The organism is Photorhabdus tasmaniensis (genome assembly GCF_011189505.1).
Classification (GTDB): domain Bacteria; phylum Pseudomonadota; class Gammaproteobacteria; order Enterobacterales; family Enterobacteriaceae; genus Photorhabdus; species Photorhabdus tasmaniensis.
Window position 1 is genome coordinate 13,534 of record NZ_PUJU01000036.1, and the last position, 24,193, is coordinate 37,726.

The 24,193-nt window shown below is 42.8% G+C and carries 15 protein-coding genes; 5 read left to right on the forward strand and 10 right to left on the reverse strand.

The genetic code is table 11. The features are described from left to right. Nucleotides 1-15 precede the first annotated feature (15 nt). A complete protein-coding gene (queA, locus tag C5471_RS15730) occupies nt 16-1,083 on the reverse strand; it encodes a tRNA preQ1(34) S-adenosylmethionine ribosyltransferase-isomerase QueA (RefSeq protein ID WP_133815407.1) in 1,068 nt (355 codons plus the stop codon). 104 nt (nt 1,084-1,187) lie between these two features. Between queA and C5471_RS15735 the strand changes: the two genes are divergently transcribed. From C5471_RS15735 to ggt, 3 genes are all read left to right on the forward strand, one after another. Next, on the forward strand, nt 1,188-1,736 hold the full coding sequence (locus tag C5471_RS15735) for an acyl carrier protein phosphodiesterase (protein ID WP_133815408.1): 549 nt from the start codon (nt 1,188-1,190) through the stop codon (nt 1,734-1,736). A 160-nt stretch (nt 1,737-1,896) separates the two neighbouring features. Next, nucleotides 1,897-2,499 (forward strand): peroxiredoxin C, encoded by a 603-nt coding sequence (locus C5471_RS15740; RefSeq protein ID WP_133815409.1) that lies wholly within the window; start codon nt 1,897-1,899, stop codon nt 2,497-2,499. 215 nt (nt 2,500-2,714) lie between these two features. Continuing rightward, nucleotides 2,715-4,478: a gamma-glutamyltransferase gene (ggt, locus tag C5471_RS15745; protein ID WP_133815410.1), complete on the forward strand. Its 1,764-nt coding sequence runs from the start codon at nt 2,715-2,717 to the stop codon at nt 4,476-4,478. A 153-nt stretch (nt 4,479-4,631) separates the two neighbouring features. Here the strand turns inward: ggt and brnQ are convergent, their stop codons facing one another. From brnQ to phoB, 3 genes are all read right to left on the reverse strand, one after another. Then, nucleotides 4,632-5,963, reverse strand: coding sequence for a branched-chain amino acid transport system II carrier protein (brnQ, locus tag C5471_RS15750; protein ID WP_133815411.1), 1,332 nt, complete (start codon nt 5,961-5,963; stop codon nt 4,632-4,634). A gap of 349 nt (nt 5,964-6,312) precedes the next feature. Beyond that, entirely contained in the window at nt 6,313-7,650 is a 1,338-nt protein-coding gene (phoR, locus tag C5471_RS15755; RefSeq protein ID WP_133815413.1) for a phosphate regulon sensor histidine kinase PhoR, read from the reverse strand. Between the two features lie 23 nt (nt 7,651-7,673). Further along, complete coding sequence (gene phoB / locus C5471_RS15760) at nt 7,674-8,363, reverse strand: phosphate regulon transcriptional regulator PhoB (RefSeq protein ID WP_133815414.1); 690 nt, start codon at nt 8,361-8,363, stop codon at nt 7,674-7,676. Nucleotides 8,364-8,622: 259 nt separating this feature from the next. Here phoB and sbcD point away from each other — a divergent pair, with 259 nt between their 5' ends. Both sbcD and C5471_RS15770 read left to right on the forward strand, forming a co-directional pair. Next, a complete protein-coding gene (sbcD, locus tag C5471_RS15765; RefSeq protein ID WP_133815415.1) occupies nt 8,623-9,858 on the forward strand; it encodes an exonuclease subunit SbcD in 1,236 nt (411 codons plus the stop codon). Then, nucleotides 9,855-13,544 carry an AAA family ATPase gene (locus C5471_RS15770; RefSeq protein ID WP_166296104.1) on the forward strand — a complete coding sequence of 1,230 codons (3,690 nt, stop codon included), beginning with the start codon at nt 9,855-9,857 and terminating at the stop codon, nt 13,542-13,544. Before sbcD ends, C5471_RS15770 begins: the two co-directional genes overlap by 4 nt. A 1,771-nt stretch (nt 13,545-15,315) precedes the next feature. On the opposite strand, the gene dhbA is transcribed toward C5471_RS15770, so the two are convergent. The 6 genes from dhbA to C5471_RS15800 all read right to left on the reverse strand — a co-directional run bounded on the left by dhbA (nt 15,316) and on the right by C5471_RS15800 (nt 24,110). After that, on the reverse strand, nt 15,316-16,074 hold the full coding sequence (gene dhbA / locus C5471_RS15775) for a 2,3-dihydro-2,3-dihydroxybenzoate dehydrogenase (protein WP_133815416.1): 759 nt from the start codon (nt 16,072-16,074) through the stop codon (nt 15,316-15,318). A 1-nt stretch (nt 16,075) separates the two neighbouring features. Beyond that, on the reverse strand, nt 16,076-16,951 hold the full coding sequence (locus tag C5471_RS15780) for an isochorismatase (RefSeq protein WP_133815417.1): 876 nt from the start codon (nt 16,949-16,951) through the stop codon (nt 16,076-16,078). Continuing rightward, the gene (locus C5471_RS15785; RefSeq protein ID WP_133815418.1) at nt 16,938-18,581 is read right to left on the reverse strand and encodes a (2,3-dihydroxybenzoyl)adenylate synthase; all 1,644 of its coding nucleotides are present in this window, start codon (nt 18,579-18,581) and stop codon (nt 16,938-16,940) included. Before C5471_RS15785 ends, C5471_RS15780 begins: the two co-directional genes overlap by 14 nt. After that, the gene (locus C5471_RS15790) at nt 18,578-19,759 is read right to left on the reverse strand and encodes an isochorismate synthase (RefSeq protein WP_133815419.1); all 1,182 of its coding nucleotides are present in this window, start codon (nt 19,757-19,759) and stop codon (nt 18,578-18,580) included. The genes C5471_RS15785 and C5471_RS15790 overlap by 4 nt, the downstream gene beginning before the upstream one ends. Before the next feature lie 325 nt (nt 19,760-20,084). Further along, nucleotides 20,085-20,924 carry an ABC transporter ATP-binding protein gene (locus C5471_RS15795; protein WP_133815420.1) on the reverse strand — a complete coding sequence of 280 codons (840 nt, stop codon included), beginning with the start codon at nt 20,922-20,924 and terminating at the stop codon, nt 20,085-20,087. A 99-nt stretch (nt 20,925-21,023) separates the two neighbouring features. After that, a complete protein-coding gene (locus C5471_RS15800; protein ID WP_133815421.1) occupies nt 21,024-24,110 on the reverse strand; it encodes a condensation domain-containing protein in 3,087 nt (1,028 codons plus the stop codon). Nucleotides 24,111-24,193 lie beyond the last annotated feature (83 nt).

The following is a 24,193-nucleotide window of genomic DNA, read 5'->3' on the forward strand; positions in this document are numbered from 1 at the left end:
CATCATTACAATAAATTAAGAAACTTTTTCCTTGCAAGCCAAAGGATCACGGCGAATAAACATCGCATCACCGTAACTAAAGAAACGGTATTTCTCTGCCACCGCCTCTTTATAAGCACTCATGGTATTTTTATAACCAGCAAATGCAGAAACCAGCATAATAAGTGTCGATTCCGGCAGATGGAAATTCGTAATTAACGCATCAACAACCTGATATTCAAACCCTGGATAAATAAAAATCTGAGTATCATTAAAAAATGGCGCAATTAATCCATCCTGGCAAGCTCTTGCTGCACTTTCCAGCGAGCGGACTGACGTTGTTCCGACAGCAACAACCTTATTACCCCGGGCCTTACATGCCAGGACAGCATCAACCACATCCTGCGGCACTTCTGCATATTCAGCATGCATAATATGGTCTTCAATGGTTTCCACACGCACTGGCTGGAAAGTACCGGCCCCTACATGCAATGTCACAAAAACCATTTCCACCCCTTTTTCACGCAAGGCTTCCAATAGAGGCTCATCAAAATGGAGCCCCGCCGTTGGCGCAGCTACCGCGCCTGGGCGTTCACTGTATACCGTTTGATACAGCTCGCGGTCCGCCTCTTCATCAGGACGATCAATATAAGGCGGCAAAGGCATATGGCCGACATCATCCAAAATGGACAGCACATCACGCTGATCATCAAAACGTATTTCGAACAGCGTGTCATGGCGGGCCAGCATCGTCGCTTTAACGTTCTCACTGTCACCCAGCAACAGCTCTGCCCCCTCTTTCGGTGCTTTGGAAGCGCGCACATGTGCAAGTACCCGCTTATCATCCAATACCCGCTCAACCAAAACTTCCAGTTTACCGCCGGTGGCTTTCCGGCCAAAAATACGCGCGGGTATAACTCGGGTATTATTGAAAACCAACAAATCTCCGGCATTCAGCTTATCGAGAACATCCGTAAAAACACCATGCGTTAACGCCCCCGTTTCACCATCAAGGGAAAGCAGACGGCAGCCACTACGTTGTGGTTGAGGGTAATGAGCAATCATTTCGTCAGGAAGTTCAAAAGTAAAATCGGAAACTCGCATTGTATTTAATCATTCAGAAAAACAGGCGGACTAGTCTAGTGCCGCAGCTCTAAGGGTGCAACAAATAAGCACATAACTTCGCTGATTTATATTATAATCACCAGATGAATTTTCTCGCTCACCTTCATTTAGCTACTCTGGCTGAAAGCTCCCTGTTAGGGAACCTGATGGCGGATTTTGTTCGCGGTAATCCAGAGGGGCAATACAGCGCTGACGTGGTTGCAGGCATTCGCATGCATCGACGGGTGGCGCCAATTACATTAGATATTATTTGGGATCACTTCCTTTCCCTACATTGGGATAAACTGGTTCCCGGTGACTCATTACCGGCATTTATTCACAGTGCCCACAGTCAAATAGAACCCCATCTTTATAAAACTCCCGAAAAATTTCAGGAAATGAATGAATTTTTATGGTCACAAAACTGGTTGATCCGCTATGCAGATCTTACATTTATCGCAAATGTACTAAATGGAATGGCCCGAAGACATCCCAGATTATCTGCTTTATCGGGATCATTTCAGGATATAGAACACCATTACTCTGACCTCGAAGCGTTATTCTGGCAATTTTATCCCTATATGATGGAAAAAGCGGAAAATAAAGATTTTTATAACCTTCCCCAAATGAAACTGGAAACCGCCCCCAATTAACAACGTGGGTAAAGCGTTACAGTAAAGAAAATAAAAATAAAGTATTGATAGGTAAAATCTATTGCAAAAATTAGTATTTTACCCTTTATTAATGTACGCTAATTCCTTATTCTGCATCCAATTTTTACATAAACCCCAGTTAAAACTACAGGAGTAACTCATGGTTCTGGTAACTCGTCAAGCCCCTGACTTTACAGCAGCAGCTGTCCTTGGCAACGGCGAAATAGTTGGGAATTTCAACCTGAAAAAACACTTGAACGGTAAACCTGCCGTTATCTTCTTCTGGCCGATGGACTTTACTTTCGTATGTCCTTCTGAGCTGATCGCATTCGACCACCGCTACGAAGAGTTCAAAAAACGCGGTGTTGAAGTTGTCGGTGTTTCTTTCGACTCTGAATTTGTCCACAACGCATGGCGTAAAACTCCTATCGATAACGGTGGTATCGGCGAAGTTAAATATGCAATGGTTGCTGATACTAAACGCGAAATTCAAAAAGCATACGGTATTGAGCACCCAGAAGCGGGCGTAGCTCTGCGTGGCTCTTTCCTGATCGACAAAAACGGCGTTGTCCGTCACCAAGTGGTTAACGATCTGCCACTGGGCCGTAACATTGACGAAATGCTGCGTATGGTTGACGCACTGCAATTCCACGAAGAGCACGGCGATGTATGCCCTGCACAGTGGGAAAAAGGTAAAGAAGGTATGGGCGCGTCTCCAGACGGCGTAGCTAAATACCTGTCCCAAAACGCCGCTAAACTGTAACCCACGACGTTACCAATATTCAGACCAGTTGGTATCTTCCAACTGGTTTTTTTCTCTGAAATTCCTCGTTTTGTAACCTTGCGCACAAAAAAAACCCTTCCTGATAACTATCACCTCTTATAATTAAATTTACAATTAGTTAACATTAAAATTCGTGTAAAAGTAAGCACTTCCACTTATAAAAATCGCCTCGCAAAATGACAGGAGTTCACAACATGTTGAAAACATGGAAAACACCACTGGCAATAATATCCTTACTCATCTCGTCGCATCTTTATGCCGCTTCAGAACCCGCCGTTGAAGCTAAGAATGGCATGGTTGTCTCGGCCCAACACCTTGCTTCACAAGTTGGTGTAGATATCCTCAAAATAGGTGGAAATGCTATTGATGCAGCGGTTGCTGTTGGCTATGCCCAGGCCGTTGTAAACCCATGCTGTGGCAATATCGGTGGGGGTGGTTTTATGACAATTCATCTGGCTAATGGCACAAATACTTTTATTAACTTCCGCGAAACCGCACCAAATGCGGCAAGTGCCAATATGTATCTGGATAAAGAAGGCAACATTATTAAAGGATCCAGTTTATATGGCTACCTAGCGGTCGGAGTGCCCGGAACCGTGATGGGGCTGGACAGTGCCCTAAAGAAATATGGCAAACTCAATCGTCAACAGGTCATGGCACCTGCAATTAAACTGGCTCGGGAAGGTTACATACTGACCCGAGCAGACACCGATATTCTGGACACCTCAATCAAACGTTTCCGCAAAGATCCAGAAGCAACCCGCATCTTCCTGCGTAAAGATGGCTCCCCTTACCAACCGGGCGACAAGTTGATACAAACCGATCTGGCAAATACACTGGAATTAATCGCCAAAGAAGGACAAAAAGCGTTCTATCATGGCGATATTCCTAAACGGGTTGCAGAAGCAGCCAAAAAATCAGGCGGTATTATTACCGAAGCCGATTTCGCCAACTATAAAATCTCAGAAACAGCCCCCGTCACCTGTAGCTATCGCGGTTATAAATTCATCTCTTCACCGCCACCCAGCTCAGGGGGGGTAACAATGTGTGAAACTCTGAATATTCTGGAAGGCTACAACCTCAAAGAAATGGGATTCAACTCTGCTGATTATATTCACACACTAACGGAAGCGATGCGTCATGCCTATATGGACAGAAATACTTACCTTGGCGATCCGGAATTTGTCAAAAACCCAATCGATCGCTTACTGAGTAAGAGCTATGCCGAATCTCTGCGTAAAAAAATAAAACCTGGGGAAGCGACATTATCAGAAAATGTTCAGCCGGGTGTTGGACCACATGAAAAACCAGAAACCACACACTACTCTATTGTAGATAAAGAAGGTAATGCGGTTTCAACCACTTACACAATCAATGGGCTTTTCGGTGCGGTCGTCATCGCACCAGGAACAGGTTTCTTCCTCAATGATGAAATGGATGATTTCACGACAAAAATTGGTGAAAAAAATCTGTATGGACTCGTTCAGGGCGCGACTAACTCTATCGCCCCCGGTAAGCGTCCACTATCATCAATGAGCCCAACGCTCGTCACTAAAGACAATAATATATTCCTTGTTCTGGGCTCACCCGGCGGCTCGCGTATTATCTCTATCACGCTGCAAACGGCCTTAAACATCATTGATCACGGTATGCCACCTCAGGAAGCGGTCAATAGCCCCCGCATACATCACCAATGGTTACCAGATGAAGTTTATTATGAGCAACGTGGTATTTCTAAAGACTCACTGAATTTGCTGGAAAAAATGGGATATAAGATGGTGGAACAAACACCGTGGGGAGCTGCCGAGTTAATTATGGTTGGTTTACCAAAAGCCGCCGGCGTTTCAAATACAGGCCATTCGGGTAACGATGCTGCCGTATCTGGTCAAGTTCGTGAAAACTATTTCTATGGTGCCAATGATGTTCGGCGCCCAGCAGGTGCTGCTATAGGTTACTAATGACAGCTCGATCAGGAAACCAGCAAACCATGTATGTAGAAACCATGTAGAAACAGCTCAAGATATCGGGATGGAATACCTTTCTCAGGCACCCCATCCCGTGCTTTCTCTAACTGACTGACGATGACAAACGGTCAAATAAACGGACCATCATCACTGATGGCTTTGACTTTCTTGTGAACCAGAACGTCCCCAAATACGGTCATAAATACCAAACACAACCAGAACCAACAGGGATGGCGCTAACCAAGCTAATCCTTGATCAGCCAACGGTAAACGAGTTGCCCAGTTTGGTAATAAATACACCAAGGTTTCTGATGACTTGATAGCATCTAAAATACCAAACAGCAGACTGATTAACATAACCGAAGCCAAAACACGGCTGAAATTATTCCACCAGCGCAGAGTAAAACTCAGAACAATCAAAACGATACAAGGTGGATAAATCGCAGTCAGTACCGGAATAGAAATATTAATCAAATGACTCAGACCAAGGTTAGAAGTCAGCATAGAGAACAAACCAAGGATCAGAACCAATGAATGGTAAGACAAAGGCAGATAACGGCTGAAAAACTCAGCACACGCACAAGTCAACCCAACCGCAGTCACCATACAGGCGACAAAAATCAACACAGCGAGGAAAAGAGAGCCAACATCACCAAAAGTATGCTGAACATAAGCATGCAAAATTACAGCGCCATTTTCCGCATGAGGAATTAATGATCCACTGCCAGAACCCAGTTTGAACAGAGACAGATAAACCAACACCAGACCGAACCCGGCAATCACCCCTGCCCACGTCGCATAACGAGTCAACAATGAAGATGAAGCAACGCCTCTTGAACGCGCCGCGTTAACGATAACAATACCAAATACCATAGCGCCTAAGGTATCCATCGTCAGATAACCATTAACGAAACCACTGGAGAATGGGATTTGCTGATAAGCATCAATTGCAGGAATTGAGCCCCCCGCGGGCCAAAGTAGAGCAGCAACACCAAGTATACCTAACGCCAGCATTTTAATGGGTGCCAGCACATGCCCGACAGTATCAAGTAAACGACCAGGGTAAAGCGAGACAGCAATCACCAGGGCAAAATAAATCAGACTGTAAATAAAGAGCGGTAATTCACCCGAACCGGCAAGGGGAGCAATACCCACTTCAAAAGAAACCGTTGCAGTACGTGGAATTGCGAATAGAGGACCAACAGCCAGATAACAAACCGTCGCCAGCAACAACCCCGCAACCTTACCAATGGGTGAACTCAGTTCTTCAATACCACCGCCTACTTTTGCCAACGCGATGATTGTAATTACCGGCAAACCAACTGCGGTGACTAGAAAGCCTAATGCAGCCACCCAAACATATTCACCCGATTGTAATCCCACCATAGGAGGAAAAATAATATTTCCCGCCCCTACAAACAGGGCAAAGGTCATAAACCCTAACGCCCAAATATCCTTAGATGATAAACGATTTGTCATAATAATTGTTAATTTTTTGTTACCATTTTAATGGCTTGAATAATATAAATACCGCCAATAGTTAAGCCCGCATTGGCAATATTGAACCCTAATTTAACGATTTATTATCAAAATAATATTCACCTGTACCTGTTTAATACAGAACCATAGTGGTTATTATAGATAGAATCGCCAGCAACTGCCCACAAGTAAAACTTTTATAGTGCCAGAAGGCAATAGATAAACCAGAATGCAGAGTCATATACTGCACTCTTTTTCAAAACCAGTGATTGCTGTTAGCTATCATTGAATACACACTATATGATTTGTGTTTTTTTTAACCTGCAACACTAATAATTAATTACGAAGATTAATTATTACTTTTAATCAAACTATCCTTATCTCTTTTACTGGTTATTCTAGCCGGTACAATCAATCCTGACGGTAAAGTAAAATTAAAAGTTGTTCCTTGACCTACTTCACTGGAGATTTCAAGGTGGGAATGGTGGTGATGTAAAGCATGCTTAACAATAGCAAGACCGAGGCCGCTTCCCCCCGTTTGCCTGGAACGGGCTTTATCTACCCGATAGAAACGTTCGGTCAAACGGGGTAAATGTTCTGCACTGATACCTGGTCCATTATCTTTCACGGTAAACTCGGCACCGTGGGAGTTCTTTTTCCAACTGACATCAATCTGAGTACCTTTCGGGGTATGATTCACCGCGTTATAAACCAGATTCGACATTGCACTACGAAGCTGCTCTTCATTGCCGAAAACCTTCAGTTTTTCACCAATATCAAAATTAATTTTATAGCATTCATTACCAAGCGCAGCGGCTTCCTGACGCAATACCTTAAGCATCAGAGGCACATCAACTATTTCATTCATATCAATCTGAGGAGCAGCTTCGATTTTAGAAAGCTGCAATAACTGCTTCACCAGACTATCCATCCTCCGGGTTTGCTCCTGCATCGTATTCAGCGCTTTATTACTCAGCGAGCCAGACACCTCCTGATCCTGCATGACTTCCAAATAACCCTGCAATACAGTTAAAGGGGTACGCATTTCATGGCTGACATTCGCAAAAAAGTCACGGCGGGCATTTTCCAAGGCCCGTTTCTGCGTCACATCTCTGGCAACCATTAATAGTTGCTCTCCAGAGTAAGGCATAACCCGAAACTCAACAGTGAAACCATTATTTAATTCTATTGATAACGGACGTGCAAAATCCCTGGCAAGCATATACCGATTAAAATCAGGATAACGCAGTAAATTAAAAATAGGCTGCCCATTGTCCTCAGGCCAACGAAAACCCAGTAAATGCTGGGCCAAACGGTTACACCAGAAAATATTACCCTCAGTTGTCATCATAACAATGGCATCCGGCAATAATTCAGCGCCACTACGAAACCGTTTGATCAACAGCGCCAGTTCACGGCGCCGTTTCCGGTTCCGTTGCTGCATTTGGTGAATACCGTAAAAAATCGGCTCCCATCCTCCTCTTCCCGACGGTGGCAGCATACTGCGATCTAACCATAACCAATCCGAAAGTTTCAGCAAATTATAGCCATGCCATATCAGCGCCAAAAATACCGAAGCAAACAAACACCAGGATAAATGACCAATAAATATCGACAAAACTAATGCAGGCAAACCAAAAAGAAACAGTTCTGAAACCAGTTTTTTCCAGGATAAACGTTCTAACACATCAGGTTCTCCGGTGCGCAAACTCAGTAACGGGTAGAAAAACGATAACCAGTCCCACGAACGGTCTGCACCATTTTATCATGACCACCAATCTCTAATACTTTACGTAAACGGCGAATATGTACATCAACAGTTCTGTCTTCAACATAAACATTTGCTCCCCAAACATAATTGAGCAACTGTTCACGGCTGTAGACCCGTTCAGGATGAGTCATAAAGAAATGAAGTAACTTAAATTCAGTCGGCCCCATATCCAGCGCCAGATCCTGGCTGGTCACACGATGAGAAGTGGCATCCAAAACCAAACCATCCATTTCAATGATATCTTCCATCACCATAGGTGAAATACGCCGCAATACCGCTTTAACTCTGGCAACCAGCTCTTTAGGCGAGAAAGGCTTGGTTATATAGTCATCAGCCCCAACTTCAAGGCCACGAACCCGATCTTCCTCTTCACCACGTGCCGTCAACATCATCACCGGAATATCACGGACATTATTATCCCGTTTCATTTGCTTGATTATCTGCAAACCAGAACCACCAGGGATCATCCAATCCAATAACACCAAATCAGGATAGGGTTCAGATAAACATGCCAGCGCAGAGTCATAATCTTCTGCCTCTACCGGCTGATAGCCATTTTTTTCCAGCACAAAACAGACCATCTCACGAATCGGAGCTTCATCTTCAACGACCAGAATACGTCTTGTCATGGTTAATCCTGTTAAATATTGAGATAAACGCGATTGAGTTTTAAAGGCATTATGCGTCAGATTTATGACAGATTTATGAAATCCTGCCTTGGTTATCCTCCACCTGCAATCTGTTTCGCAACAATTAATTTAACAATTGTCATATTTCATCATGAATGCGAAGCGGCTCGAAGATATATTCACGAAGCCAGATTTAAAGGCGACATTCAGAATATAGCTATTATAATCATCATTCACTTTAACCCATTGCGGTGGCACTATGCGTATTATTCACACTTCGGACTGGCATCTTGGTCAATATTTTTTTACAAAAAGCCGGGCTGCTGAACATCAACATTTTCTGCGTTGGCTGATTAAACAGGTTGAGGATTACCAGGTCGATGCATTAATTGTTGCCGGAGATGTATTTGATACCGGCTCGCCGCCCAGTTACGCCCGTGAACTATATAATCGCTTTGTTGTTGAACTGCAACCTACTGGCTGTCAGTTAATTATCCTTGGTGGTAATCATGATTCCGTGGCAACGTTGAATGAATCAAAGGAATTGCTTTCCTGCCTGAATACCACCGTCATTGCGAATGCTGACGAAGATCTACAAAAACAGATAAAAACACTTAACACCAGGGCAGGTAAAGCTGGCGCCATCCTCTGCGCAATTCCTTTTCTGCGGCCAAGAGATATTATGACCAGCCAGCCAGGCCAATCAGGAGAACAAAAACAACTGGCGTTACAGGAAGCAATTGCAGAACACTATCATCAACTCTATCAGCAAGCATGTAAATTACGTAATGAGCTGGATTTGCCCTTACCTGTCATTGCCACCGGGCATCTTACCACCGTTGGCGTCACTGCCACAGATTCAGTCCGGGATATTTATATTGGTACACTTGATGCCTTCCCAGCGCAAGCTTTCCCACCGGCAGACTATATTGCACTTGGGCATATTCACCGGCCGCAAATCGTCGCCAAATCTGAACATATCCGTTATAGCGGTTCCCCCATACCACTGAGTTTTGATGAAGTCGGGCAGGAAAAAAGTGTCTGTTTGGTAGAATTCACCCAAGACAAACTGGGATCCATTAAACTTTTACCCATTCCTCAATATCAGCCCATGCAGCTTATCAGGGGTGATCTGCAACAAATTGAGCAACAGTTACAAACGCTTAATGACTATAAAGGCGAGCACCCCGTCTGGTTAGATATTGAAGTTGCCACACAAGATTACCTCCATGATATCCAGAAAAGAATTCAGTTGCTGGTTGCAAAACTTCCTGTCGAAGTCATTCTGCTGCGGCGTAGTAAAACACAGCGGCAAAACAGGCTAGCACAAGAAAACAGAGAAACCCTGACAGAACTCAGCGTTAACGAGGTTTTTACCCGGCGGCTTGAACAATCAGAACTTAAAGATGAAGAACACAAAAAACGTCTGACTACCCTTTTCGAACAAACACTGAATACTATCTATCAGGATAAAAACAAGGAGGAACAGGCATGAAAATTCTGAGTCTGCGGCTGAAAAACATTAATTCATTACAAGGTGAATGGAAAATTGATTTCACAACAGAGCCGTTCGCCAGCAATGGTCTGTTCGCCATAACCGGCCCTACCGGGGCGGGTAAAACCAGCTTGCTAGATGCTATCTGTCTTGCGCTTTATCACAAAACACCACGCCTGACGACGATTTCTGCCTCACAAAATGAACTGATGACCCGCCACACAGCAGAATCACTGGCTGAGGTTGAGTTTGAAGTGAGAGGTATCGCCTATCGCGCTTTCTGGAGCCAACGACGAGCACGTAATCAACCTGACGGCAACCTGCAAACGCCCAAAGTCGAACTCGCACGCAAAGAGGATGGCAAAATCCTGGCGGATAAAATTCAGGATAAGGAAGAGAAAGTCACTGAAATTACCGGATTGGATTATGGCCGTTTCACTAAATCCATGTTGTTATCCCAAGGCGACTTCGCCGCTTTCCTCAATGCTAAAGCAAATGAACGGGCTGATTTATTGGAAGAATTAACCGGTACTGAAATTTACGGTATTTTATCCCAGCAAATTTACCAACAACATAAAGAAGCACAGTCAGAGCTGGATATTCTGCAAGCCAAGGCATCCACCATTGATTTGCTAACGGAAGAACAGCATCAACAATATCTGGAACAACAGCAGCAACTCACCCAGGCTGAATCGCAACTAAATCAGCAGATAAAAACACGGCAACATTCGGAACAATGGCTGATTCGTGAAGAAGAGCTCCAGCAATTCGCGACTGAAAATCATGCGGCTTTACAACAAGCAGAAACAGCACTTACCCACGCAGAACCACAACTGCAAAAACTGGCTAGCAGTGAACCCGCAGAAATACTTCGCCCATTGCTGGATGACAAAAATCGCACTCAAAATGAGCATCAGAAAATCAGTAAACAGTTGGAAGAGATGCGCCAGCAACTTCAACAGCAGCAGCAGACACTCACACCAATGCAACAAAAAGTGACTAATGCAGGCTCTGCCAGAGAAACACATCAACAACACCGGCAACAACAAGAAAAACTGATATCAGAACAGGTGATCCCATTGGATCATCAAATTGATGGTCAGATCAAAGATCTGAATTTTACTCAGCAACAAATCAGTGAACAGAAAACAGCACTTGAAAACCGTTGTCAGCAATATGACATGGCAAACCAGCACGCTCTGTCATTGAATAGTCAAAGAAAACAACTGGAAAACCATTTCGAACAACAACCCCATCATCAATATTTCGGTGAAAAAATTGCTTTCTGGCAACAGAAATTCTCTTGGTGGCAAGATCAGCAACAACAGATTGATCACCAAACTCAAAAAATTGACAAACTCACTATCGAAATCGCACAGCTCAACAATGGCCTGCATAAACAAGAAGCAATCTTAAAACAACAGATTGAACATAACCAACCACTGAAACTGGCATTTGAACAGGCAGAGCAGCAATTTTTTAATCTGCAAAAGCAATATTCGCCGGAGAAATTACAAAAACAATTAACTAAATCTCAGGAACAACTGACACTGCAACATAAACTGGAAATATTGTCCCCACAAATCCTGCAATTACAAGCCACTATTGCCAGTAATCATATTCGCTTACAGCAACCGGAAAAATTATTACAGGAACTTCCGGTTCAAATTGGAACTATTGATAAACAACTCTCAGACAAACAGCAACATTTAACCGATCTTGCTCAACGTATTCAGTTAGAACAAAAGATTGTCAGTCTGGAAAAAGAGCGGGCGCAACTCAAAGAAGGCGCGCCTTGTCCACTTTGCGGCTCTGAACATCATCCGGCTATTCAGGCTTATCAAAAGATTGAATTGCCAAAATCAGAGCAACGGCTAAAAGATTTACGTCAGCAATTTGAAGAACTGCAAGCGACCAGAATATCGTTAATTAATAAAAAAGAGTTCCAACAGCAACAATACAACCATATCTTGCAAGAAATTACTGACGCTGAACCAAAATTGAATTCATTAATTCAACAATGGCAGCAAACTTGCAAAACATTACAAACTGAAATCTCTCCTTCAGATAAACCGTCACTTGAAATATTTGTGCAGCAGAACCAATCGGCTTATCAGCTTTGCCTAACCCAATTAGCCGAATTTGAACTGGCAGAAAAAGAGCATCAAAAAACAGAAAAAGCGCTAACAGTACATACAGAACAGATTAAAAAAATTGAGCAAAGCATTGAGCTGAATAAACAACAATACAATGCCCTAACAAAACACCGGTATGAACTGCAACCAGAGATACAGCAACAGCAAAGTAAGCTGGCTGATGTTATCGAAAAAATGAGTTCTGAATTACAGGAATATAATTTATCACTGCCAATCCTGAATGATACTGAAAACTGGCTGCAACAACGTAGAAATGAGTGGCAGGTATATCAAAACTGCCGTGAAAACTGGCAACAAATCCAAAAAGAACAAGCTGTTATTCAAAATCAGCTTGAATCATTGAGTAAACAAAAAGAAGAATACACATCCCATTTAAACGTATTTAATCAAAAAGAGCAGCAACAGAAACAGCAACTTGCCGATACGCAACAACAGCGCCAAAAACTATTTGGTGAACAGTCGGTTGCGAAAGTGGCTCAGGCATTACAGCAACAATCTCAGCGGTTGGAAGAAGAGTACCAACAGGTACTGTCATCTCTGCAACAGGCACAATCCAGTATCAGCCTGCTTACTGGTGCCATTCATGAGGCAGAAAAAAACAGCAGCCAGGCTGAACAACAAAAGCAGCAGGCAGAACAGAATTTCAATTCTGCGTTAGCAAAAAGCCCATTTGCCGATCAAAGTACCTTTGAAGCAGCACTGTTATCACAAGAGCAACGTAGAGAGCTGCAACAACTCAAAGAACAACTTGGGCAACAGCAGATACAAGCCCAAGCTTTATATCAGAAAGCAGAAGAGGCCCTGCAACAACACCGGAAAAATCGCCCTGAATTGCTTGCCCAATATACAAAATCACAACTGACTGAACAGTTGGCAAACATCACTGATGAACTGAAAAGAAATACCTTACAACAAGGAGAATTGAGAAACCTGCTCGGTAATGACGCAATTCGCCGTCAACAGCAAAAATCCTTGCTGGCAGAAATCAGCTATTGCCAGCAAAATTATGATGACTGGAGTTACCTAAATAATCTGATTGGCTCCGCAGATGGCGCTAAATTCCGCCGTTTTGCTCAAGGACTAACATTGGATCATCTGGTTCATCTTGCCGATAAACGGCTGAGAAAACTTCACGGACGCTATTATTTACAACGCAAAAACAATGATGGCCTTGAACTGCAAGTTGTTGATACCTGGCAAGCCGATGCCATTCGTGATACCAAAACGCTTTCCGGTGGCGAAAGTTTTCTGGTCAGCCTCGCTCTGGCTTTAGCTTTGTCTGATTTAGTCAGCAATAAAACCTGTATTGATTCACTGTTCCTGGATGAAGGCTTTGGCACACTTGATCCGGAAACCCTCGATATTGCTCTTGACGCTCTGGATCATCTGAATGCTTCCGGGAAAACCATTGGCGTCATCAGCCACGTCGAAGCCATGAAAGAACGAATTCCGGTACAGATAAAGGTTAAAAAAATTAATGGACTTGGAATCAGTAAACTCTCACCTGAGTTTCGTTATAACAAACAATAGCGGACCTAGATTCGCATAAAAAGCCATCACCAAAATGAAGGCACCATGGCAGGATCCCACGTTGTTTATCCTGCCATGTTTAATTTATTTATCGGCGATTTTATACTCGGCTTATTTTACATTTACCTAGCTTGCCTCATTTAAAAGCAAGAATATAGAAGTATTAAGGATTTTATATCAAGGCTAATTTAACTCAATAAATGTAACTTTTCATAAGGAGAATTAATCGCATTTAATCGAAAACCATCAACCATTAATCGCAAGTTGAAAAGAACCCGCACGTAAAATAATATCATCCAAACAGATAAGTATTAAAGCTCTTTCTCGCCGGTTATTTTACGGAGAAAACCCTAAAAATAACGCAATTAAAAAACGGATAAAAAAGTTAATCTGGCAGGATTTAAGCCTTGAAAAGGGAGTGATTATCAGGGAAAAAAGCAAGGGGTATTTCTTCCCACGTTGTTTACCCTGCTATATTTAATTCGTTTATCAGCTATTCTATATTACGCTTATTTTACATTTAACTAATCTACCATAATAATTTAAAAACGTGAATGCAGCAGTATTAAAGACTTTATATCACAGGTATTAAAGCGCTTTCTCATCGGTTATTTTACGGAGAAAACCTTAAAAATAACGCAATGAAAAAGCGGATAAAACAGTTAATCTGGCAGGATTTAAGCCTTGAAAATGAAGTGATTATCCGGGAAAAATCAAGAGGTATTTTTCATGGCGGGATCCCACGTTTTTTACCCTAGCTATATTTAATTCATTTATCAGCGATTCTATATTCCGCTTATTTTACATTTACCTAACTTACCATAATCATTTAAAAACGTGAATACAGCAGTATTAAAGACTTTACATCATAGGTATTAAAGCGCTTTCTCGCCGGTTATTTTACGGAGAAAACCTTAAAAATAACGCAATGAAAAAGCGGATAAAACGATTAATTTGGCAGGATTTAAGCCCTGAAAAAGAGGGCGATTATCCGGGAAAAAAGCAAGGGGTATTTTTCATGGCGGGATCCAACTTTATTTACCCTGCTATATTTAATTCATTTATCAGCGATTCTATACTTCGCTTATTTTATATTTACCTAACCTACCATAATTATTTAAAAGCGTGAAGACAGAAGTATTAAAGCTTTATATCAATGAAAAATTCAATTCAACTCAATAAATAAAAATTTTTATAAGGAGAATTAATCGCATTTAATCGAAAACCATCAACCATTAATCGCGAGTTGAAAAGAAATCCGCACGTAAAATAATATTATCCGAACAGATAGGTATTAAAGCGCTTTCTCACTGCTTATTTTACGGAGAAAACCCTAAAAATAACGCAATGAAAAAACGGATAAAATAGTTAATCTGGCAGGATTTAAGCCTTGAAAAGCGGCGAAGAAAAGCTGGCTGGCCTGTATACTTCCGGCTAGAGGTTTTTTAAGGGAAAGCCAGATATGCTGAAAGACTTTAACGAGTCTGCATAAGCTATTGATAAGTTTATTAAAACTAAAAAAGAATATTAAAATATTATTTTACATAATTTAAGCAGCATTTATTCCAGTCATTCTTCTATTTTATTTAAAATATTTTCAGATTTTAAATTTATTGTCATAGGTAGATTCACATAAAAAGTAAGATCCGGCCCTGATGAATTGCTCCCGAAAACTTAAGTCTGTATTGAAGATTTCAAGTGCTGGAAATGAAAAAGATATTTTCATTTCCAGCAATCTCTAATACAGCGTTTTATTCATCATAACAGGCGATTAAGCACCAAGCGTTGCACCACCATCAATGACAATATCTTGTAACGTAATATGGCTTGCGAGATCAGAGGCCATAAACAAGACCGCATCAGCAATTTCTGCTGGCGTCGCGATCTTCCCAAGTGGAATTCCAAGTTTGAACAGCTCAGGAAACCCCTGAATGACTTGCTGTTTAGACGCTTCTGTTTGCCACATACCACGCTGCATTGGCGTATCTGTCGATCCTGGTGAAATAAGATTACAACGAACGCCATAAGGTGCTAATTCCAACCCAACACTCAGGCAGAGACTACGCAGCGCAGCTTTAGATGCGCAATAGGCCGACATGCCAACACGAGGAACATGAGCCGCATTTGATGCAATAGTGACAATTACCCCCGCCTTTTGGCGTTGAAACTGGGGAATAGTCGCCTGAAATAGATTGAATGCCCCTCCCGCATTGACAGACAAGCACTGTTGCCAATCTTCAAACGTTGTCTCCTCAATCGCGCCAAGGCGTAATATTCCTGCACCATTGACCAGCACATCAAGTTGCGGCTGTTGTGCAAGAAGTTGTTCACAACAGCGCGAAACGGCAATAGGATCACTGATATCAAGCAAATACGGCGTAAAAGGCAAATCCCCCTCAGGGAACGTGATGTCAAACCCAATCACCTTCGCGCCCGCTTGTTGAAAACGGTAAGCCGTCTGATAACCAATACCGCTACCAGCACCCGTTACCCAGACAACTTTATCGCTAAAATCAAGCGCAATACTCATTTCAAGCTCCCTGACGCTCAGTGAATAATGCCATCCAACCATTTATTGTTGGATTTTTCATTAGCGAAATAAAATCCATTTCATATCCTTGCTGCCGCCAATGGGAAATGAGAGACATAATGCGTATAGAATCCAGCCCATAATCGAGCAAGTTCTCATCATCACCAATATCGCCGCAATCTTCATCTAATAAAGGCAGTAATAGCTCTTTGAGGCGGGTTTTATTCCATTGCGCTTGTTTTACATCTAAGGCAACAAGAAGCTGCTCAGTAGTCTCTACACGCCCACAGCGCCCAGCGGTATATTTAAGCGCCATCATATGTTCTTCATAACTGAAATCGGCTAAAGCATCCGCAACCATAAAGGGCTGTATATCACGCATGAACGCATCAGTCGCTGTCATTAGACAGCCAATATGTGCATAAACACCGCAGATAATAAGTTGATCACGCCCAGCTATTTTGAGCTGTTGCTCAAAATCAGTACGCTGAAATGCGCTATATCGCCATTTATCCATGACAATATCACCAGCCTGCGGTGCGAGCGCCTCTGTAATTTTTTGCAGTTCAGGGTGGCAATTCAGCCCTGGTCCCCACATATCATTTAACAGCGCCCTCTCCTCATCACTCTGCTGGTTGGGTTGAGCGGAATAAAATACCGGTATTCCATTTTCCCGGCAGATTTCTATCAGCCTGGCAATATTAGTCACGACTTGATCAATTAATGGACTATTTTCTTCCCAGAAGTTAAGAAAGTAATTTTGCATATCATGAATTAATAACGCAGCCCGATTTTTATCCAACGACCAATTGACCTTGTTTGTCGGAAGTCCTTCTGCCACAGGTAAATCATAACTATTAAGTTTAGGAATGCTCATTTCTTTCTCCAACGAGTGATGGCTGAACAAATTGTTTAGCAAGTTGACGTAATTGTTGTTTGTCTATTTTTCCGATAGGGGTTATCGGCAGTGAGGGAACAGGTTCAAACCGGTCAGGCAATTTATAATCTGCTATTCCCTGCTCACGCAGATAACGCCGTAGGACTACGGCTTTTATCGGTTTTCGTAATACGACAAAAGCACAGCTTTTTTCACCCATTAGCGAATCAGGAATAGCAACAAGCGCGGCGTAAACGACATCTGGGTGCCGAAGCAACAGATTCTCAATTTCCTCAGCCGCAATTTTTTCCCCACCGCGATTGATTTGATCTTTTTCACGCCCCACGACTTGTAAATAACCATCAGGTGCCATGATGACGAGATCCCCAGAACAGTAGAATCCATTACTATCAAAACACTGCTGATTATGCTGTGGACTGCGGTAATATCCGCGGAAAGTATAAGGCCCCTGAGTCATCAATCGGCCAGCGACGCCTGGAGGAACAGGATTGCCATCGTTATCAGCAACCCAAACTTCATCATCCTGACTGGTCGGACAACCTTGCGTCGTAAAAATATGCTGTTCGTCATCGTCCAGCCGGGTATAGTTCACTAATCCTTCAGCCATACCGAAAACTTGTTGTAACTGGCACTCCATCTCTTTTGGAATACGTCTTGCCAGGCTCTCGCTTAACCTTGCCCCTCCGACCTGTAGCAATCGCAAGCTTTTTAGTGCGTCACAGTTACCACTTAGTGCTATCGCTTCAAGCCATACACTGACTGCTGGCGGTATCAATGCAGTAACATTCACTTGATGTTGCTGGATAAGCGGAAAACAGCAATCAGCACTGGGGTTATTCGCTAAAATGACCTGCCCTCCGCTGTAAAACGCCCCCAATGCCCCCGGTGAGCTCATAGGAAAGTTATGCGCAGCAGGAAGTGCACATAAATAGCGAGTTTCAGCATTAAACTGGCAAATTTCCGCACTGGCGCGAATACTGTAGTAATAATCATTATGCGTTCGGGGAATAAGTTTAGGTGTCCCTGTACTCCCCCCCGACAATTGGAAAAATGCTACTTCATCAGCCGGTGTGGGATTAGCGATAAAATCATCCGCATCTTCTACCAATCGCGTCTCAAAATCCAGAATACTGTCATTATCACCACGTAAGACAACGTGACACAAAGACGGTGTACGGGCTCTGAGTTCATCAATAAAATTGTCGTCGCTAAACAAGGAATGGTTGCGATCGGCAATCAACAATGCGGGGTTAATCTGATCAGCATAAGCACACAGTTCACTGCGCTGATGGCTAAATATAGCGTTAACCGGAACTACCCCAAGCCGTAATAAGGCAAAGAAAACAATATAAAACTCAGCCTCATTCCCCAATTGAACTAAGGCGGTTTGTCCTCGTTTAACACCTTGTCGTTGTAATGCTGCGGCCAAACTATCCACCAGCAGGTTAAGTTCAGCATAGCTGAACTGACGATCTCCACAGATAAGCGCAATTTGCCCGTTGTTTGACTGACGGGTCAAAATGTCACTAAGCGGGAGATCTATCCAATAACCACACTGACGATAGCGCTGTTCCAGCGCTTTCGGCCAACGATTAAATTCAACTATCATGCTGGACATGCCTCCTGTGAAAACTCGAATGCACGCATCATCGTTGAAAACTTAACCTCTGTTTCCTGCCACTCTGACTCTGGTTTCGAATCAGGCACAATGCCAGCTCCCGCAAACAGCCTTACCCGTGAACCATTCACTTCACCACAGCGAATAGTCACCACCCATTCGCCGTCCCCTTTCGCGTCACACCACCCCACAATGCCGCCAAAGAGGTTTCGTTTAAACGGCTCTAATTCCTCAATTAGGTTTTTCGCGGTTTGATACGGTGTGCCACAGAGGGCCGGAGTAGGATGAAGCAGGCAAGCAACAGAAAGTGCATTTTCCTGTGGTGCCTTTAACTCTCCCTCAATATCGGTGGCAAGGTGCCAAAGTACAGGCGTGCTGATGGTGGAAGGCATTTCAGAGATATGTAGTTTTTGACAACGGCTTTCAAGTACGTTTCTCATCATATCGGTCACCAACCGATGCTCATAATTATCTTTGACGGACTGAATAAGCGCCTGGCGTAATTTGTAATCGTCTTGCTGGTTTTCACTGCGCTTTGCAGAGCCTGCCAGCGGCTGTGAAAAGAGAGTATTGCCCTGTTTACGCACTAATAATTCTGGGCTGGCACCAATCAATGCCCCATTTTCCAACGGAACATGGAAGTTATAACACCAACTATTTTGCTGATTGAGATGCCGTAATAATTGAATTGAATCTAATGGCTGATGGGTTTCGATATCGAGTAACCGCGAAAGAACAACTTTGTCTAATGTATGATTGCGCATTGCAGCAATCGCAGTGTTCACCATCTGACTAAAGTGTGCTTTATCAGGCCACTGGATGCGTCTTTTTTCTGTATAGATTGAATTGGAAATAAGCGAGGGAAACTGCTTTCTTTGGAACCAATTGCATTGTTCAGGGACAAAAAGTGCCGCATTTTGCTGTTTATCGAATGGAATTGCACCCACCAGAACAGGGTTTTCAATCCCATCGCTCTTCGCTTGCTGGAATAATTGACGTATTTCTTGCTGAATCAGGCTATCAGGGTTTGCTGCATCATCAAGTGGCTTTGACACAATCGCATATTGCCCCTGTGCTAACAGACTTTTACTGGATGAAAGAAACAGAAAATCCTTATTATTAAGATCATTAAAACCAGTCAGCAAAGTATCTCTATATAGATCTGGCACAAGTTTTACCTCTATCTGTTAATCGTGTAATCACGAAAATGGAATTCTTGCCTCGACATAACTTTGCATCACTTACTATAAATAAAATGACGATTTAAATTGCCAATAATAAAATTTTGATATGATTTAACTTTATAAAAATGTATATGTTTAAAACATTTCTCCCTTATTCCATGTGGAGATTCCATTTCGCATCATCCTGTTATTCTGCCTGATCTTAAAAATTGTTAATTGAGTTTATCAGGCATAGCCCAACGATATTCATATTATTTGAATATTAATAATTATCAATACAATTATCAATAAATACGTTTAAAAACCATCGCTATCCCTCGGTAAAACGCCGTCCCTGCGGAATAATTAAGGGAGTATGGCTGACGGGATCATCAATAATAACACAATCGAGTCCAAAAACCTCAGAGACTAATGTTGTCGTCATGATCTCACCAGGCGCCCCTTCCACCACAATCCGTCCCCCCGCCATCACAATCAAATGATCTGCATACCGGCAAGCCTGATTCAAATCATGAAGCACAGCGATAAGCGTATATCCGGATCCTTGATTAAGGCGGCAAAATAACTCAAGCAACTCAATTTGATGCGCAATATCAAGATAAGTTGTTGGTTCATCAAGCAGTAACAATGGCGTTTGTTGAGCCAGTACCATAGCAACCCAAACCCGTTGGCGCTGCCCACCTGAAAGTTCGTCAACAACGCATTCAGCAAGCTGGGTCACTCCGGTCGCATCCATTGCCTGGCGCACCGCTTCATAATCCTCATGACTCCATTGACGTAATAACCGCTGGTGGGGAAAACGCCCGCGCGCGACTAAATCAACCACTTTGATCCCCTGAGGAGCCTGCACACTTTGCGGCAATAATCCCAGCTGACGGGCCAAAGCGCGTGTTGGTATAGTGTGGATATCATGGCCATCAAGGCAAACCCTGCCATATTCCGGGCGCAGCAGACGACATAAACTTCTCAACAGCGTGGATTTGCCGCAGCCATTAGGACCAATAATCACGGTAAAACGACCATCAGGGATACGCAGATTCAGTTCATCACAGACAACATGTTCACCGTAACCCAGGCGCAATTCTTCCACACTCAAGCGACAAGGTGATAAAACACGTTGGTTATCCGGTGTTAACGCTGACGTTGTCATCAATTTTCTCACAAAAACGTTATTAATCAGTCTGCATCAATATTCATATCAATGCAGACTGCAAGAGGATTATTCAGTGTTGAATAGAAACCTTGGTATTCAACGGTTATCTATGTGCTCAGATAACCTTGGCAAGACAGCCCTAAGCGGTATATTGCTATCCTGTGTTTTTGCAAACAGCCCCAAAATGCCATTGATCGTCTCTGATATTTGAGCGATTTGAGCCGCACTATAACGATCTGAACGATAATTAAATAAAACACGTACCGTTTCTTCACCTGCGATCACTTCTTCCATAATTTCAAAGTGCAGCCCCAACAGCGATTCCTGCTTTTCCAACACCATCTGTTGAAATGCAATCTGGCTTCCATCCAACATATGGAACTCACCGCTCAAGCTATTTTTCGCGTGCAACTGAATATATACCTCAAACAAATGATCTTTTCCTTGATCTGCATGGCCTGATAAGGCTTCTTCAATCAGATCAATAGGGATATCGGTATAAGGCAACGAGTCATTGATGTTGTTCTTAACCTGAGTGATCAGATCAGTAAATGTCATCTGTTCAGTAAAGCGAACCCTGTGCATCACAACCGTAGTAAAATAACCAACAGTGTCAAAGAAGCTCGCATCATCACGCCCTGAAGCCGATGTTCCTACAATAAGATCATCGGTTGCCCCCAGTAAATTGAGCGATGCAACAATACTGGCGTAAAGAATATTAAAGAATGAAGCGCCATTTTTTCTAGCAAGTGACTGCAAGCCCTGAGCCACCACTTTTTCAATCTCAAACTCAATGCCTTCACAGGAATTCGCCTGCCCAGATAACTCGCTGGCTGCATTTTTGAAAATGGGTTCTCCGCTTGGCGCGCCCCGTAAATTATTAACCCAATAATCAAGATGAGACTGATTCATTCCCTCATTATTTTGCCTGACTGCATATTGAAGGAATGGTAAAGGTTGCTCTTGCCATGTTAGCGTCTCATTTATCAACCTGTATTTATAGGCATGTTTCAGCTCTTCCATCAGCAAGGTAACAGACCACTCATCCAGTACCACATGATGAAATAACATGGATAAAAACTGCTGTCCTGAGACGTTATCGGTGACAAATTTAATGCGCAAAGGCAATTCCTCAGCGAGATCAAACAGATATTTCCCCTCTTTTTTTAATATTTCTTCTGAGGAGAGGAGACCATATTCATGAGAACCCCAAAACCACTGATAGCCCGATAAATCCTTCATTGGAACGACACGTTGATAGATTTCGCCCTCTTCCTCATAAAATAGGCTACGCAATACAGAATGTCTTTGCAGTACATCAAAAAAAGCTTGCTTAAGTACCTGCTCATTAATAATTGCCGAAAATTTTAAAATAAAAGGTAAGTTGAAGATATCGTTGAAATCAAATGCCGCATACGCTTTCCATAGAGATTTTTGCGCAAGGGATAAAGGTGCGACAACCGAAATATCTTTTTCGGATTGTTCTTCGCTCAATTCATCTTTGTTTTCATCAATAGGTTCATGACATTGTGCATATTCGGCAAGTTTCAACGCAGTCGGATAACTAAAGAGATGGTTAATATGGATCTCTATATTATGTAAGCTCAGTAATCTGCCTATCACCCGGGTGGCAATGAGTGAATGCCCGCCAAGATCGAAAAAGTCATCATTGACTGTCATTTCCGGTGAGGAGAGCGCTTGCCTGAATTCATTCAGAATAATATTGGCTATTTTACGATGGCTATCGCTTTTGTCAGTTGCCTCATGTTCTTTTGGCTGTTTGGCGAGAATAAGTGCTGTACCACTGATATCTTGATGTTTTTTCTTCGTTGGAAGCGAAAAAACAGACGTAAGTTTTGGCACAATAGTGACATCTTGTTCATGAATAAAGGTACAAAAACCTTCTAACAAAAATGCGCCAATATGTGCGGATACTGACGGGCCCGTGATTAATTCAAGAAACCATTGCCCATCATTTATATTTCCAGCTGCCAGCGAGATATCAAAATGCGCGTTCAACGGTGGAATGGGTAATAATTCAACCATTGCATCATTCAACCTGAGTGATGACTGGGGCTGATTAAGCCAAGTCACAAGAATATGTGGGCTGTCAGGTCCGAACTCTACCTCATTGCCAATTTGTAGCTTGCCGCTTTCTATCTGCCTTTCAATATCGGCAATTATTTTATCCAGGCTTTTGTCATCCCGGCACACACGCAACAACATTAATTCTGAGTAGAAAAATGGGCTGTTGAGTTCATCGTGGGTATATTCTGAGTCGCACGATACACTGACATTCACCTCCAAATGAGAGCCTATCATTGCAATATAGTAACCAAATAATGCCGTTACTGTTGCCAATGCTGAATATGCGGTGTTCTCCACAGGCAAAAATGGAGCAAGTGCATCAACATTGATTGTAGTACGATATCTGCCCACAAGACGATGATGAAGAGCATCATCAAGGTAACTGGTTTTACCCGTTTCTTTAATTAGCACGCCCCTGGCGGTATCGGATTTATAGAGCCAGGGAATACCAATCTTTCCAGACTCACATGATAACCATTTAGCCGGAATTGCCTTGCGAAATACATCTTCCTTGCCAAATCCGATAGTCTTCAAACCATTATTATAGACATCAGAAAGCCGGGTAAGCATCTGCGGCCATGACACGCTATTTCTCAGAATATGATGCACAATCATACCCAAAATAACCCCACACTTGCCATTCATAAACAACATGAATTTGACGGGTGGATGTTCATCAAGCTCGATAGGTCTGCACTGATCCTTAAGTAGCCTATTTATCGCTTCTTCATCAGACTGAATCTGATAAATTTCGATAGGAGAATCCGCTGTTGGATCGCAATATTTACGCAAATCGCCTTCATCATCAAAACGATACCTAACATGAATTCCAACTATCTCTTTAGTAAGAAGCTCTAATGCCCTGATAAGCTGGCCTATGTTGATATTTCCTGTCAATGACCAGGCACAGGCAAACTGACCGGAAGCATCAGGATCCTGTTGATGATGAAGCCACATCATCTCTTCAAATTCAGTTAAATCCTTTTCAGTTTCTTGGGTTTCCGAAGATGAATGACCATCAGCATGGGCACTGAATACTTCATCCAAAAGCAGCGCTTCATCATCTGTCAGTATCCGCTTAAACTCTCTTGCCATATTCCCACTTCTCCAGTCAACGCAGGGCTATATCTACATACTAATCTTTTGCCATTTTCCGGACAGAGGATGTGATCCCACTC